Source organism: Microvirga sp. HBU67558 (assembly GCF_018069605.1).
GTDB lineage: Bacteria > Pseudomonadota > Alphaproteobacteria > Rhizobiales > Beijerinckiaceae > Microvirga > Microvirga terrae.
The window spans coordinates 1-14,168 of the sequence record NZ_JAGPUP010000498.1 but is presented as its reverse complement, the minus strand read 5'-3'; the positions used below and the strand labels follow the sequence as shown (position 1 = coordinate 14,168).

Annotated in this window: 10 protein-coding genes; 4 read left to right on the top strand and 6 right to left on the bottom strand. The window is 68.3% G+C overall.

Going from position 1 to position 14,168, the window contains the following annotated elements; all coding sequences use genetic code 11:
* Nucleotide 1 precedes the first annotated feature (1 nt).
* Genes KBI52_RS11075 through KBI52_RS11065 form a run of 3 tightly spaced genes read right to left on the bottom strand, consistent with a single transcriptional unit; the run spans nucleotide 2 to nucleotide 3,529 of the window.
* A complete protein-coding gene (locus KBI52_RS11075; RefSeq protein ID WP_173946862.1) occupies nucleotides 2–919 on the bottom strand; it encodes an ABC transporter permease in 918 nt (305 codons plus the stop codon).
* On the bottom strand, nucleotides 916–1,992 hold the full coding sequence (locus KBI52_RS11070; protein ID WP_173946863.1) for an ABC transporter permease: 1,077 nt from the start codon (nucleotides 1,990–1,992) through the stop codon (nucleotides 916–918). The genes KBI52_RS11075 and KBI52_RS11070 overlap by 4 nt, the downstream gene beginning before the upstream one ends.
* A complete protein-coding gene (locus KBI52_RS11065) occupies nucleotides 1,982–3,529 on the bottom strand; it encodes an ABC transporter ATP-binding protein (RefSeq protein WP_173946864.1) in 1,548 nt (515 codons plus the stop codon). The genes KBI52_RS11070 and KBI52_RS11065 overlap by 11 nt, the downstream gene beginning before the upstream one ends.
* 326 nt (nucleotides 3,530–3,855) lie before the next feature.
* Between KBI52_RS11065 and KBI52_RS11060 the strand changes: the two genes are divergently transcribed.
* Nucleotides 3,856–5,064, top strand: coding sequence for a UbiH/UbiF family hydroxylase (locus KBI52_RS11060; RefSeq protein WP_210807435.1), 1,209 nt, complete (start codon nucleotides 3,856–3,858; stop codon nucleotides 5,062–5,064).
* Between the two features lie 150 nt (nucleotides 5,065–5,214).
* Here KBI52_RS11060 and KBI52_RS11055 read toward each other — a convergent pair whose 3' ends face one another.
* Nucleotides 5,215–6,186, bottom strand: coding sequence for an AEC family transporter (locus KBI52_RS11055; RefSeq protein ID WP_173946866.1), 972 nt, complete (start codon nucleotides 6,184–6,186; stop codon nucleotides 5,215–5,217).
* A 239-nt stretch (nucleotides 6,187–6,425) separates the two neighbouring features.
* Between KBI52_RS11055 and hspQ the strand changes: the two genes are divergently transcribed.
* Complete coding sequence (hspQ, locus tag KBI52_RS11050; RefSeq protein ID WP_173946867.1) at nucleotides 6,426–6,755, top strand: heat shock protein HspQ; 330 nt, start codon at nucleotides 6,426–6,428, stop codon at nucleotides 6,753–6,755.
* 70 nt (nucleotides 6,756–6,825) lie between these two features.
* Here hspQ and KBI52_RS11045 read toward each other — a convergent pair whose 3' ends face one another.
* Complete coding sequence (locus KBI52_RS11045) at nucleotides 6,826–7,626, bottom strand: invasion associated locus B family protein (protein WP_173946868.1); 801 nt, start codon at nucleotides 7,624–7,626, stop codon at nucleotides 6,826–6,828.
* Between the two features lie 217 nt (nucleotides 7,627–7,843).
* Between KBI52_RS11045 and KBI52_RS11040 the strand changes: the two genes are divergently transcribed.
* Both KBI52_RS11040 and KBI52_RS11035 read left to right on the top strand, forming a co-directional pair.
* Nucleotides 7,844–9,658 (top strand): extracellular solute-binding protein, encoded by a 1,815-nt coding sequence (locus KBI52_RS11040; protein ID WP_210807433.1) that lies wholly within the window; start codon nucleotides 7,844–7,846, stop codon nucleotides 9,656–9,658.
* Between the two features lie 126 nt (nucleotides 9,659–9,784).
* Nucleotides 9,785–10,129 (top strand): hypothetical protein, encoded by a 345-nt coding sequence (locus KBI52_RS11035; RefSeq protein ID WP_210807431.1) that lies wholly within the window; start codon nucleotides 9,785–9,787, stop codon nucleotides 10,127–10,129.
* Nucleotides 10,130–10,339: 210 nt separating this feature from the next.
* On the opposite strand, the gene mfd is transcribed toward KBI52_RS11035, so the two are convergent.
* Complete coding sequence (mfd, locus tag KBI52_RS11030; RefSeq protein ID WP_173946871.1) at nucleotides 10,340–13,861, bottom strand: transcription-repair coupling factor; 3,522 nt, start codon at nucleotides 13,859–13,861, stop codon at nucleotides 10,340–10,342.
* Nucleotides 13,862–14,168 lie beyond the last annotated feature (307 nt).

The following is a 14,168-nucleotide window of genomic DNA, read 5'->3' as shown; positions in this document are numbered from 1 at the left end:
CTCACCGGTCAGGCACGAACGGCACCCCCAGGGAACCGGGCGCCCCGACGGCGCGGCCGCGCCGCAGGGAGAGCAGCAGAAGGGCCAGGATCGTCGCGAGATAGGGCACCGCCGACAGGACCTGGGGCGGCACGCCGAATTGGGCCGCCTGGGCGTGAAGCTGGAGCACGGTCGCCGCGCCGAAGATGTAGGCCCCGACCAGGAGCCAGCCCGGCCGCCAGGCCGCGAAGACCACGAGCGCCAGCGCGATCCAGCCGCGTCCCGCCGTCATGCCGGGCGACCAGAACCGGGTATAGACGAGGGCGAGATAGGCGCCGGCGAGCCCCGAGCAGGCGCCGCCGAACAGGATGGCCCAGAAGCGCACTCGCCAGACCGGCAGGCCGAGCGCGTTGGCCGAGGTATGGTTCTCGCCGATGGAGCGCAGGGTCAGGCCGGACCGGGACCGGGTGAGGTAGAGGGCGATCAGGATCGTGAGGGCGATCGACGCGTAGACGAAGAGGTCCTGCTCAAAAAACAGGCGGCCGATCACCGGGATGTCGCTTAAGGTCGGAACGTCGATATGCGCGATCGGATCGCGCCTCGCACCCACGAAGGGAGCCCCGACCAGGCCGGACAGGCCGAGGCCGAAGATCGTCAGCGCCAGGCCGGAGCCGACCTGGTTTGCCGCGAAGCCCAGCACCACGAGGGCGAAGAGCGCCGCCATCAGGACCCCGGCCAGCATGCCGGCCGCGACGCCCAGCAGGGTCGAGTCGAAGGTGACGGCGGCCGCGAAGCTGCAGGCGGCCCCCATGGCCATCATGCCCTCGACGCCGAGATTGAGGACGCCGGAGCGCTCCGTGACCAGCTCGCCGAGCGCCGCGATCAGGAGCGGCGTGGATGCCGTCACGATGGTGAGAAGGATGGCCTCGAAAGTGGTCATTTGCCCCCTCCCCGTGCAATGAGACGAATGCGGTAGCTCACCAGCGCGTCGGCCGCGAGCACGCAGAGCAGCAGGATGCCCTGGAAGGCCTGCGTGAGGTCGAGCGGCAGCTTCAGGAGGATCTGCGCGCTCTCGCCGCCGATGAAGGTCAGCGCGACCACGAGCGCGGCGATCAGGATCCCGATGGGGTTGAGCCTCCCCAGAAACGCCACCGTGATGGCCGTGAAGCCGTAGCCCGGGGAGATCGACGGCTGGAGCTGCCCGATCTGGCCCGAGACCTCCGCTATGCCGGCAAGCCCCGCCAACCCGCCCGAGATGGCGAAGACCGCCATGGTGGTGGCCTTGGAGCTGAAGCCCGCGAACCGGGCCGCCCGAGGTGCGTCACCGGTGAGCTTCAGGCGGTAGCCGAAGAGCGTCCGCCCCAGGATCACGGCGGTGAGCAGGACCGCCACCAGGGCGAACAGAGCGCCGTAATGCACACGCCCGCCCTCCAGGATCGGATGCAGGGTCGCCGATGGATCGAAGGTCACCGATTGCGGGAAGTTGAAGCCCTTCGGATCGCGCCACGGACCGCGCACCAGGTAATCCAGGATGAGCTGCGCCACGTAGACCAGCATGAGGCTGGTCAGGATCTCGTTGACGCCGAACCGGGTCTTCAGGAAGGCCGGGATGAGCCCGTAGAGCGCACCGCCGACGATCCCCAGGATCAGCATGAGGGGCAGCACCCAGGCCCCGGCCTCGGTCCCGTGGGTCCGCAGGGCGAGCCAGCTGCCCAGCACGGCGCCGATCACGTATTGTCCCTCCGCGCCGATGTTCCAGAGGTTGGCCCGGAAGCAGTAGGACAGCCCGATGGCGATCAGCGCCAGCGGCGTCGCCTTGACGACGAGCTCCTGCAGGGCCCAAGGGTCGCTCAGGGGCTGGAGCACATAGACGTCGAAGGCCGCGATGGGCGAGCGGCCCATCAGCCAGATCACGAAGCCGGCGATCAGGAACGCGGTCACGAAGGCGGCCACGGGGGCGAGCGCCCGCATGACCGGCGAGACGCTCGCGCGAGGCGTCAGCTCAAAGCGCATGAACGCCCCCTTGGCCCTGTGCAACGCCCAGCATTTCGAGTCCGATCGCTTCCCTGGTCCATTCGCCGACCGGTCTGAGCGGGCTCAACTGGCCCTGATGGATCACGGCCATCCGGTCCGCCACCTCGAACAACTCGTCGAGATCCTGGCTGACGACGACGACCGCACTGCCCGCGCGGGCGAGATCGACGAGCGCCTGGCGGATGAGCCGCGCGGCGCCCGCGTCCACGCCCCAGGTCGGCTGGTCGACGATGATGAGCTTGGGTCTGCGGATGATCTCGCGGCCGATGACGAATTTCTGCAGGTTGCCGCCGGAGAGCTTGCGCGCCTGCGGATCGCCCTCGGGGGTGCGCACGTCGAAGCTCTGGATGATCGAGCGGGCGAGCCGCCGGGCGGCGTTGACGAGAATGAATCCCGAGCGGCTCACTTCGGAGGCCGCGTGCGAGATCAGGGTGTTCTCGCTCAGGCGATGGGTCGGCGCGGCCGCATGGCCCAGGCGCTCCTCCGGCACGAAGGCGGCGCCGAGCCGGCGGCGGGCGTCGATGCCCATCGTCCCGCACGACCGGCCGGCGATGACCACGGCGTCCGCGCGCTCCGCCGGGCGCTCGCCCGACAGGGCGGCGAACAATTCGCTCTGCCCGTTGCCCGCGACGCCCGCGATGCCCACCACCTCGCCGGCGCGGGCCACGAGGTCGATGTCGCGCAGGGCTTGCCCGTGCAGCCCGGCCGGCGGGATCGACAGGCGAGAGACCCTGAGCACCTCGCCCTGGACCTGATGCGGCGCGTCGGTCCGGACCTCGCCGACCTCGTTGCCGACCATGAGGGCTGCGATCTCGCGGGCGCTCTTCGCCCGCGGGTCGATTGTCGCGACCACCCGGCCGGCCCTGAGAATCGTGGCGCGGCGGCAGAGGCGGCGCACTTCCTCGAGCTTATGCGAGATGTACAGGATGGAGCAGCCCTCGGCCGAAAGCCGGTCCAGGGTGGTGAAGAGGTGCTCGGCCTCCTGGGGCGTCAGCACCGAGGTCGGCTCGTCCAGGATCAGCAGCCTGGGATTCTGGAGCAGGCAGCGGACGATCTCGATGCGCTGGCGCTCGCCCGCGGACAGGGTCCAGACCGCCCGGTCGGCATCGAGCGCGAGGCCGTACGTCCGGCTGATCTCCCCGAGCTTGCTGCGGACCGTGGACAGGCTCCACCCGCCCGACAAGGCCACGGCGATGTTCTCCGCGACCGTCAACTCGTCGAAGAGCGAGAAATGCTGGAACACCATGCCGAGGCCGAGATTGCGCGCCTCGACCGGCGATCCGATCGACACCGGGCGTCCCTCCCACCGGATCTCGCCCGCGCTGGGCTCGATGACCCCATAGAGGATCTTGACCAGGGTCGACTTGCCGGCCCCGTTCTCGCCCAGGAGCGCGTGGATCTCGCCCGGCTCGATCGCCAGATCGATCCCGTCGTTGGCGAGAAGGTCGCCGTAGCGCTTGCTGATGCCTTGAAGCTCGACGAGGGGCGGCCCGGATGATGGTACGTCTGGCTTCACACAAGCGACTCTGATTTCAAGGGTTGCGGCGGGCTTGAGTCTCGGACCCGGACGTGGAATCCACGTCCGGGTCCGAGACTCCATATTCTGGCCTAGCGCATCGTGCGGAAAACCGGGTCCACTTTTCCGCACGATGCGCTAGGAATTTGCACATGGATGACGACCCGCACAGTCCTTGGCAAGAGCTGTTCCCCTGGCAAGAACTGTTCGGCCCACAGTTCCGTCGTGGAACGATCATAGGGAAGCGGCGCGCCGGTCGGCAATGCCGAATCCGTGGTTTATCGTGAGTCCGCGATCCGTCCACAACCCGATGGTGAGAGAGCACCGTGACCGAGAGCACCTATGACATCGCCGTCGTCGGCGCCGGAGCCGTGGGCCTGAGCGCTGCCCTGGCCTTTGCCCGCGACGGCTACAGAACCGTTCTCGTCGGCGGCCTCGACGTGCGCCGGGACGGGCGCACCGTCGCGCTGCTCAACGGCTCGGTCCGGTTCCTGGAGGCGCTCGGCGTCTGGCCGGCGGTCGCAGCGGCTGCCGCGCCGCTTGAGACCATGCGCATCGTCGACGACACGGGCAGCCTGTTCCGCCCGCCGCCGGCCGCGTTCCGGGCCGGCGAGATCGGCCTCGACGCCTTCGGCTGGAACATCGAGAACGTCGCGCTCGTCGAGGCGCTGGCGGAGGCCGCCCGGACCCGCGAGGCCCTGACCCTCGTGCCGGAATTCGCCACGGGCTTCGCGACCGACGAGGCAGGGGCGGTCCTGACCCTGGCCGAAGGAGGGACGATCCGGGCGGGCCTCATGGTGGCGGCGGACGGCCGCAACTCGAAGCTGCGCCAGAAAGCCGGAATCGGCACGCAGACCTGGTCCTATCCGCAATCGGCCGTGACCGTGATCCTGGCCCATGACCGGGACCACCGGGAGACTTCGACGGAGTTTCACACCCGCCACGGGCCATTCACCCTGGTGCCCCTGCCGGGCCGCCGGTCGAGCCTGGTCTGGGTCGCGAGCAAGGCGGAGGCCGAGCGGCTCTCCGGCCTCGACGACGCAGCCCTCGCCCTGGCGGTCGAGCGGCAGGCGCAGTCGCATCTCGGCGCCATGCGGCTCGACGGTCCGCGCGGGCTCGTGCCCATGAGCGGGCTGTCGGTGAACCGCTACTCGTCGCGTCACCTCGCCCTCGTGGGCGAGGCCGCCCACGTGTTCCCGCCCATTGGCGCCCAGGGCCTCAATCTCGGCTTCCGCGACGTCGCCTCCCTGCGCGACGCGGTGATCGACGGCGGCGAGGAGGGCCACGGTCCCGGTTCCGACGAGACCCTGGCCCGCTACCAGCGCGGCCGGGACCTGGACGTCCGCCTGCGCACGGCCGCCGTGGACGGCCTCAACCGGACCCTGCTGACCGGCATGATCCCGACCGATTTTCTGCGCGGCGCCGGGCTTCTGGCGTTGAGCAGCATCGGCCCGCTGCGCCGGATCGTCATGCGCGAGGGCGTGCTCCCCCGCGTGGGCGTGCCGCGCCTGATGCAGGGCGTGTCGTCGGGTTGAACTGGTCCAGGGAGGCAACCTCCCCCGTCATGGCCGGGCTTGTCCCGGCCATCCCGTTCGGAAGAGCGTTGAGCTTCAAGCTATCGGGATCACCGGCCCAAGGCCGGTGATGACGTGGCGGCTCTTGACCCCATGCGGCAGGCCGAACCATCACGGGAACAGGTCGTACGGCAACGCGCCCGTCTTGGTGGTGAGATAGAGGATGCCCGTCAGGGTGACCATGGACACCAGCGTGCCGACGAGGACGCACGCGGAGGCGCGCTCCACGCCCACGTTGTACTGGGTCGAGATGACGAAGATGTTGAGCGCCGGCGGCAGGGCCGCCATCACCATGGCCGCGTAGGTCCAGTCCGGACCGAAATCGCCGACGGCCGAGAGCACCACCCAGACCACGAGCGGGTGCAGGATCAGCTTGATGAAGACGAGGGCCGGCACCTCGCCGGGCATCTTGCGCAGGGGCCGCAGGGCCACCGTGACACCGAGGATGAACAGCGCGCACGGCGCGGCGGCTCCCGACAGCCAGGTGACGATCTGCTCGGCCGGGCCCGGGAGCCGAACGTGCAGGTAGCTCGCCGCGATGCCGACCGCGGTGGCGATGTTGAACGGATGGGTGACGACGCGCCAGACGATCCGGCGGATCGTCGCCGGCAGGCTGAGCCTGTCGAGGCCCGCCGTCGCCATCAGCAGCGGCACCACGGAGAACAGGAACAGCGTGTCGAAGACGAAGATCAGGACCACCGGGGCGCTGGCCGAGGCGCCGATCGCCGCCAGGATGAGCGGCGGACCCATGTAGCCGATGTTGGAATAGGACCCGGCCACCCCCTGCATGACCGATTGCGGCAGGTCTTTCGTGAAGCGCCAGCCGGTCGCAAAGGAGAGCGCGAAGGCGCAGGCGGTCGAGACCGTGGTGGCGGCGATGAACGGCCAGTTGGCGAGTTCATCCAGGGGCTTGTCGGCGATGAGCCGGTAGAACAGGCAGGGCAGCGCCACGTAGATGAGGAAGAACTGCATCCAGGCGAGGCCGGCTTCCGGCTGCTTCACCACCTTGCCGCAGAAGAAGCCGAGCCCGATGAGGCCGAAGAACGGGGCAAGGAGGTTGAACAGCCCGATCAGGTCGGACATCGGCGGCTCCGGAGGTCAGGTGAAACGGACGGCAGGTCCGGCGGGAGATCGTCTTCTGGCAAGGTTCCAACCTTGCGACAATCCCGTCTTTCGGCAGGCCGCCCCGCCGCCCATGCAAGGCTCGGCTCTGGCTCGGCGTTGGCTCAGCCCTGGCACGGATCTTGCTCTCTCAATCGTGACGAGGGGCGATTTGGAGAATCCGCCGAGGATCTCTATATGAAGATCAAGGAGTTAAGACCATGAAAGCGAGTTCAGCAAAATTCGCGATCGGCGAAGTGGTTCGGCACCGGGTCTTCGATTTCAGGGGGATCATCTTCGATGTCGACCCGGAGTTCGACAACACCGAGGAATGGTGGCTGTCGATTCCCGAGGAGGTCAGGCCCCGCAAGGACCAGCCCTTCTATCACCTCTTCGCCGAGAACGGGGAAACCGAGTACATCGCCTACGTGTCGGAGCAGAACCTCCTGCCCGACCATTCCGAGGAACCTCTGCGCAATCCCATGATCGCCGAGATGTTCACCCGGGAGAAGAACGGCAGCTACAAGGCGAAGCCGATCCTGGCCAATTGAGATTTCCCTCATCGCGACACGCAAAAACGCCGGGCCCTGGAGCCCGGCGTTCTCTTTTGTACGGATGATCCTACGGCTTGGGCGCGGCCGGAGCGGCGGCGCCGGCAGCGGCAGCGCCAGGTGCAGCACCCGGCGCGGCGGCGCCGCCCTGGAGCATGCGCTGACGCATCTCCTCGCTCTTCTTCTGCAGCTCTTCCTGGAGCTTCTTCTGCTGCTCCTCGAGCACCTTCGGGTCAATCGGCGGGCCGTCGAAGGCCTTGCCGAAGCCGGCGGCCGGAACCGCGAAGGTGATCTCGCGGCCCATCTGGTTCTGGACGCTGACGTTCAGGGCGTTGCCCTTCTTGATGGCCGCGATGAAGTCGTCCTTCACCTGGGCCTCGGCGAAGCAGCCGTTGGGCAGGCACATGACATAGCGGCCGGGCGTCGCCTGGCCCTGGTCGACGGCGAAGCGCAGGCCGGGCTGCAGGAGCAGGCCGAGCGGCATCACGAAGCGGACGACCTTCTGCGGCTGCTGGCCCTTCACGTCATAGACGGCGAGCGCGAGCACCGGCTGGCCCTGGTCCGACACGAAGTCGCGGGTGGTGTAGCAGATCTCGGTGCTGGTGTTCTGGTCCTTGCCGCAGACCTTGGTCCATTCCGGCTGGGACGGCTCGGCCTTCACCTGCACGACCGTGGGGCCGGCATTCTGCTGCGGCTGGGCGGCGGCGCCCGGAGCCGGCTGCTGGGCCGGGGCGGCCGGGCGGGCCGGCTGGGCGGCGGGGCGCTGCGCCGGAGCGGTCTGAGCCAGAACGGGTGCGCTCACCAGAAGAGCCAAGGCAGTCGCCAGGCCACGGGTCCCCCCCAGGCTCGCGAAGCGTGTCGCGAAAGACATGTGTGTGATCCTCTTCAGTCGAAAGTTCGGCTTTCGAATAGGCCGTTTAGCCGGCGTGTTCTTAACCTGCAATGACGGGGTCCAAATCCTTGCCGAATGTGGCGAAGACAAGACGTGTGGGGCTCCTTTAACCTTTCGTGTGGTAGGTTTCCAGTCACCCGGGGCAAATTTCTGTACAACATTGCTCGGGTGTTTGCCGTCTTGCACCGGGAGCGCCATGGGCCGCTGGCTTATACGGAATCTGCTGCTTGCCGCCGTGTGTCTCCTGACCGGCTGGGGGCCCTCCGCGGCCTCCGGGGCGGAGGCGCTGCGGCATGGCATCGCGATGCACGGGGAGCCCGCCCTCGAGCCCGGCTTCGACCACCTGCCCTACGCCAACCCCGGGGCGCCGAAGGGCGGTCGAATCACGCTCGGCCTCCAGGGCACCTTCGACAGCCTCAACCCCCTGATCGTTCTCGGCGTCGCTCCGGACGCGGTGCCCCGCTACGTGCTCCAGAGCCTGATGATCCGCTCCACCGACGAGCCCTTCACGATCTACGGCCTCCTGGCCCGCAATGTGGAGATGCCGGAGGACCGCAGCTCGATCACCTTCAACCTCGATCCCCGCGCCCGCTTCTCGGACGGCCATCCTCTGACCGCCGAAGACGTGCGCTTCTCGTTCGAGGCCCTGAAGACCTACGGAAAACCCTTCCACCGTTCGAGCTTCTCGCAGGTCAAGGCGGTGGAGATCCTGGACCCGCACCGGATCCGCTTCGACCTGTCCGGCGCCAACGACCGGGAGCTGCCGCTCCTCATCGGCATGACCATGCCGATCTTCCCCGCCCACGCCACCAACCTGGAGACCTTCGACCGAACGAGCCTCACCCCGCCCATCGGCTCCGGCCCCTATGCCCTGACCGAGGTGAGGCCGGGCGAGCGGGTCGTGCTCACCCGCCGCAAGGACTATTGGGCTGAGGACCTGCCCGTGACCCGCGGGCTCTACAACTTCGATGAGATCCGGTACGATTTCTATCGCGACGCCAACAGCTTGTTCGAGGCCTTTAAGGCCGGACTCTACGATTTCCGGATCGAGGGCGATCCCGGCCAGTGGGCGACCGGCTACGACATTCCGGCCGTGCGCGACGGGCGCATCCGCCGGGAGACCCTGACGACCCGGCTGCCGAAGGGCATGAACGGCTTCGCGTTCAACACGCGCAAGGCCCTGTTCGCCGACGTGCGGGTGCGCGAGGCCCTGAGCTACCTGTTCGACTTCGACTGGGTGAACCGCAACCTCTATTTCGGCCAGCTCACCCGCTCCGACAGCTACTTCGCCGGATCCGACCTCGCCTCCACGGGACGGCCCGCCGACCAGCGGGAGCGGGCCCTGCTGGCCCCGTTCCCCGGCGCGGTCCGCGAGGACATCCTCGAAGGGCGTTGGGAGCCGCCTTCCGGCGACGGATCGGGCCGGGACCGGGACATGGCCCGGCGCGCCCTCGCGCTCCTGTCGGAGGCGGGCTGGACCCTCGACAACGACGTCCTGCGGAGGAAGGGCACGGGCGAGCCCTTCGCGTTCGAGATCCTGGTCAATTCCCGCTCGCAGGAGCGGCTCGCCCTCAACGTCTCGCAGTCCTTGAGCCGCATCGGCGTCCAGGCCCGCGTGCGCCTCGTGGACGACGTGCAGTACTGGCGCCGCCTCGCCCGGTTCGACTTCGACATGGTCCAGTGGCTCTGGCCGGGAACGCCCTCGCCCGGCAACGAGCAGCGCAACCGCTGGGGCTCCGCCGCCGCCCAGCGGGGTGGGTCCCAGAACCATGCCGGCGTGGCGTCGCCCGCGGTGGACCGCCTCATCGACGCGCTTCTCGAGGCGAAAAGCCGCGAGGACTTCGTGTCCGCCGTGCGGGCCCTCGACCGAACGCTTCTGTCGGGGTTCTACGTGATCCCGCTGTTCTACCTGAAAGATCAATGGCTTGCCTATAGCAACGCCCTCGGGCGACCGGACCGGACTCCGCTGATGGGGGTCAATGTCGACACCTGGTGGCGCCTGCCGCACTAACCCAAAGAGGCGTGGATACCCCCTATTGTTGAGCTTCCATTCATGTAGACAATGAAACTAATGCTCTGCTTCGACGTTAGGTGAGCACCTCTTTCTCATCCGACACGTCCAACTCAGGGTATCGTCATGAACGCAATGCCGAAGGTTCTCGTCGTCGACAACGGCGACCGTGCTCCCGACAGCGCCCTGTCGGCGGAGCTGGCCGGCATGGGATATGCGAGCGTGACGACACCCTTCGAAGCCGCGGACGACGTCCTGGCCCTGATCCCGAGCCCGGCGGCCGTGGTGCTGCAGATGCCCCGCCATGCGGGCTGGGCCGAACGGCGCCGTTTCCTGGAGCTCGCCAGCCGCCTGCGCAAGAACCTGGCCGAGGCCGGCACGCCGGTCATCGTCACCGGCGGGGTGAGCGGCGCCGCCACGATGCTGCAGAACCAGCTCAGCATGCACACGGTCGCGGCCCCGGACCTCTGAGGGTTTCGCCCCTCCATCAACCGATACGCCTTCCCCGGCTGACACCCTCCGCACGTCATGGCCGGGCTTGTCCCGGCCATCTCGATATTGAGGAGCGCCGCGCCTTGATCGATCGGGATCACCGGCACAAGGCCGGTGATGACGCGGGAGAATGGTCACTCCCGTGCCGCACCCACCATCGAGAGGCCCAGCCGACAAACGGCGCGGGTCTCACGCCGCCTTCTTCTCGGCGATCCGCACGAGGCTGCGCAGGATCGTGGTCGCGGCCTTGATGCGCTCGTCCGGGGTCTCGGTGTCACGGACGAACACGATCTTCATGTCGGGCCGCACCTTGGCGAAGGAGGCCTGCTCGGCGACATAGGAGATGAGCCCGGCCGGGTTGGCGAAGGCGTTGTCGCGGAACGAGATGATGATGCCCTTCGGTCCGCCGTCCACCTTCTCCACGTTGGCGCGGCGGCAGAGCACCTTGATCGCCATGATCTTGAGGAGCTGGTCGACCTCGGACGGCACCGGCCCGAACCGGTCCACCAGCTCGGCCCGGAAGGCGTCGATCTCCTGGTCGGCCTCGAAGGTCGAGAGCCGGCGATAGAGGCCCAGGCGCAGCTGCAGGTCGGAGATGTAGCTCTCCGGGATCATCACCGGGGCCCCGACCGCGATGGTGGGCGACCACTGATCCTCCGCCGGCTCCTCGATGCCGGCCTTGAGCTGGGCCACCGCCTCCTCCAGCATCTGCTGGTAGAGCTCGTAGCCGACCTCCTTGATGTGGCCGGACTGCTCCTCGCCCAGAAGGTTGCCCGCGCCGCGGATGTCCAGGTCGTGCGAGGCGAGCTGGAAGCCGGCGCCCAGCGTGTCGAGGGTCTGGAGCACCTTGAGGCGCCGCTCGGCCTGCACCGTCAGGGACTTGTTGGCCGGCACCGAGAACAGCGCGTAGGCGCGGGTCTTGGACCGGCCGACGCGCCCGCGCAGCTGGTAGAGCTGGGACAGGCCGAACATGTCGGCCCGATGGACGATGAGCGTGTTGGCGGTCGGGATGTCGAGGCCCGATTCCACGATCGTGGTGGAGAGCAGGATGTCGTACTTGCCCTCGTAGAAGGCCGTCATGACGTCCTCGAGCTGGCCGGCCGCCATCTGGCCGTGGGCCACCGCGACCTTGGCCTCCGGCACCTCCTTGTCCAGGAAGGCTTTCACGTCGCCGAGATCGTCGAGGCGCGGCACCACGTAGAAGGCTTGGCCGCCGCGGTAGCGTTCGCGAAGGAGCGCCTCGCGGATGAGCAGCGGGTCGAAGGGCGTGATGAAGGTGCGCACCGCCAGCCGGTCCACCGGCGGCGTGGTGATGAGCGACAGCTCGCGCACGCCCGTGAGGGCCAGCTGCAGGGTGCGCGGGATCGGGGTGGCCGACAGGGTCAGCACGTGAACCTCGGCGCGCAGTTCCTTGAGGCGCTCCTTGTGGGACACGCCGAAATGCTGCTCCTCGTCCACGATGATCAGGCCGAGATCCTTGAACTTGATGGTCTTGCCCAGGACCGCATGGGTGCCGATGACGATATCGACGGATCCGTCGGCGAGCCCCTCCTTGGTCTTCTTCATCTCGGCCGCCGGCACGAAGCGGGACGCCTGGGCCACGTTGAGCGGGAGGCCGCGGAAACGGTCGCAGAAGGTGCGGTAATGCTGGCGGGAGAGCAGCGTCGTCGGCACGACCACGGCCACCTGCTTGCCGCCCATGGCGGCCACGAAGGCGGCGCGCAGGGCCACCTCGGTCTTGCCGAAGCCCACGTCGCCGCAGACGAGACGGTCCATCGGCCGGCCCGAGGCCATGTCGTCGAGCACCGCCTCGATGGCGTTGAGCTGGTCCTCGGTCTCGTCATAGGGGAAGCGGGCCGCGAACTCGTCGTAGAGCCCTTCCGGCGGCGTCAGGCGCGGGGCGTCCTTGAGGATGCGGGCGGCGGCGATCTTCATGAGCGCGCCCGCCATCTCGCGGATGCGCTGCTTCATGCGGGCCTTGCGGGCCTGCCAGGCGCCGCCGCCGAGCTTGTCGAGCTGGACCTCCGTCTCCTCCGACCCGTAGCGGGTCAGGAGCTCGATGTTCTCCACCGGCAGGAACAGGCGGTCGCCGCCGGCATAATGAAGCTCCAGGCAATCGTGCGGGGCGCCGGCCGCCTCGATGGTCTTGAGCCCCTCGAAGCGCCCGATGCCGTGATCCACGTGGACCACGAGATCGCCCGGCGTGAGCGCCGCCACCTCGGTGAGGAAGTCCTGAGGCCGCTTCGACTTGCGCTTCTGGCGAACGAGGCGGTCGCCCAGGATGTCCTGTTCGCTGACGACCGCGAGATCCGCCGTCTCGAAGCCCGATTCCAGCGGCCAGATGCCGACCGGGATCTCGTTCCTCGGATAGGCCATCGCGTCGGAGAATCGGGCAATGGGCTTGGTCTGGCGCAGGTCATGGTCCTGCAGCACGTGGCAAAGGCGCTCCCGGGAGCCCTCCGTCCAGGCACCGAGCATGACGCGCTTCTTGGCCGCCTGAAGCTCGCGGATGTGTCGGACCACGGCCTCGAACACGTTGGCGTTCTCGTCCGCCCGCTCGGCGATGAAGCTGCGGCCCTGGCGGGCCTCGCAGTCGATCACGAGCCGGCCGGCCGATTCCGGCACCGCGAAGGGCGTGAGCCGCGCGAGCGGGAGATGGGCGGTGCGGTCGGACCATTCCTCGGGCTTGAAGTAGAGAGCATCGGGCGGCAGCGGGCGATAGGGCGCAACGCCGGGCTGGTTCTGTCCCATGCCCTCGCGGCGGGCGTCGTAATAATCCTTCACCTGGGACAGGCGCTCGCCGGCGGCATCGTCGGCGAGCGCGTCGAACACCACCGGGACGCCCGGCAGGTAGTCGAACAGGGTGTCGAGATGATCGTGGAAAAGCGGCATCCAGTGCTCGAGACCGGGATAGCGCCGCCCCTCGCTGATCGCCTCGTAGAGCCGGTCGTCGCGGGTCGGCGCCCCGAAGGCCGCCACATAGGCCTGCCGGAAGCGCCGGATGCTCTCGGTGGTGAGCTGGACCTCGCTCATGGGCACGAGGTCGAGGGAGCGCAGGGTGCCGACCGTGCGCTGGGTCTCAGGATCGAAGGCGCGGATCGATTCCAGCGCATCGCCGAAGAAGTCGAGGCGCACCGGGTTGGGCAGGCCGGCCGGATAGAGGTCGATGATGCCGCCGCGCACCGCGTATTCGCCGGTGTCCCGCACGGTGCCGGTCCGCAGGAAGCCGTTGCTCTCCAGCCAGTTGATCAGCTGCGTCGTGTCGACCACATTGCCGGGCGCCGCCGAGAAGGTCTCGGCCGCGATGCGGGCCTTGGGCGGGACGCGCTGGACCAGGGCGTTCACCGTGGTCGACAGGATGCGCGGCTTGTCCTCGGAGGTCTTCGAACGGGCGAGGCGGGCCAGGGTGGTCATGCGCTGCGCGGTGATCGCCGCATTGGGCGAGACCCGGTCGTAGGGCTGGCAGTCCCAGGCCGGGAAGGTCAGGATCTCGATCTCCGGCGCGATGAAGCCAAGGCTGTTGGCGAAGTTCTGCTGCCGCTGCCCGTCGCGGGCCACATGGACCAGGACCGCCGGTCCCTCCACCTGCCCGGACAGGCCGCGGGCGAGATCGGCCACGGCGAGCGCGTCGAAGCCGTCCGGCACGCTCGACAGCGTCAGGCTTTGGCCCTTCTTAAGGGCATCGAGGGCACGGGTCAGGGCTGGCTTCATGATGAGGTATCGGGTCAGAGATCAAGAAGAACGCGGGCGATTCCGCCCGGTTCGTCGGATGGGACAAAGATAGGCGTGGTTTAGTCCGAGCGGACCTTCGTTGTCACCCCATGCGGCGCCATCCTTCGCCTCCATGAGGAGCATTCCCACCCTCACGTCATCACCGGCCTTGTGCCGGTGATCCCGATGCTGTGGGGCGCTGCGCTTTTCCGACCGGGACGGGCGTCCCTGCCACCCTCCGTCGTCATCACCGGGCTTGTCCCGGTGATCCCGATGACGTGAGGCGCCGAGCCCTTCCGTGGCGGGA

Bases quoted from the DNA above. Each gene is read 5' to 3' on its own strand.
- KBI52_RS11070 (WP_173946863.1), bottom strand. From the start codon at position 1,992: ATGCGCTTTGAGCTGACGCCTCGCGCGAGCGTCTCGCCGGTCATGCGG.
- KBI52_RS11075 (WP_173946862.1), bottom strand. From the start codon at position 919: ATGACCACTTTCGAGGCCATCCTTCTCACCATCGTGACGGCATCCACG.
- KBI52_RS11040 (WP_210807433.1), top strand. From the start codon at position 7,844: ATGGGCCGCTGGCTTATACGGAATCTGCTGCTTGCCGCCGTGTGTCTC.
- KBI52_RS11045 (WP_173946868.1), bottom strand. From the start codon at position 7,626: ATGTCTTTCGCGACACGCTTCGCGAGCCTGGGGGGGACCCGTGGCCTG.
- KBI52_RS11035 (WP_210807431.1), top strand. From the start codon at position 9,785: ATGAACGCAATGCCGAAGGTTCTCGTCGTCGACAACGGCGACCGTGCT.
- hspQ (WP_173946867.1), top strand. From the start codon at position 6,426: ATGAAAGCGAGTTCAGCAAAATTCGCGATCGGCGAAGTGGTTCGGCAC.
- KBI52_RS11055 (WP_173946866.1), bottom strand. From the start codon at position 6,186: ATGTCCGACCTGATCGGGCTGTTCAACCTCCTTGCCCCGTTCTTCGGC.
- mfd (WP_173946871.1), bottom strand. From the start codon at position 13,861: ATGAAGCCAGCCCTGACCCGTGCCCTCGATGCCCTTAAGAAGGGCCAA.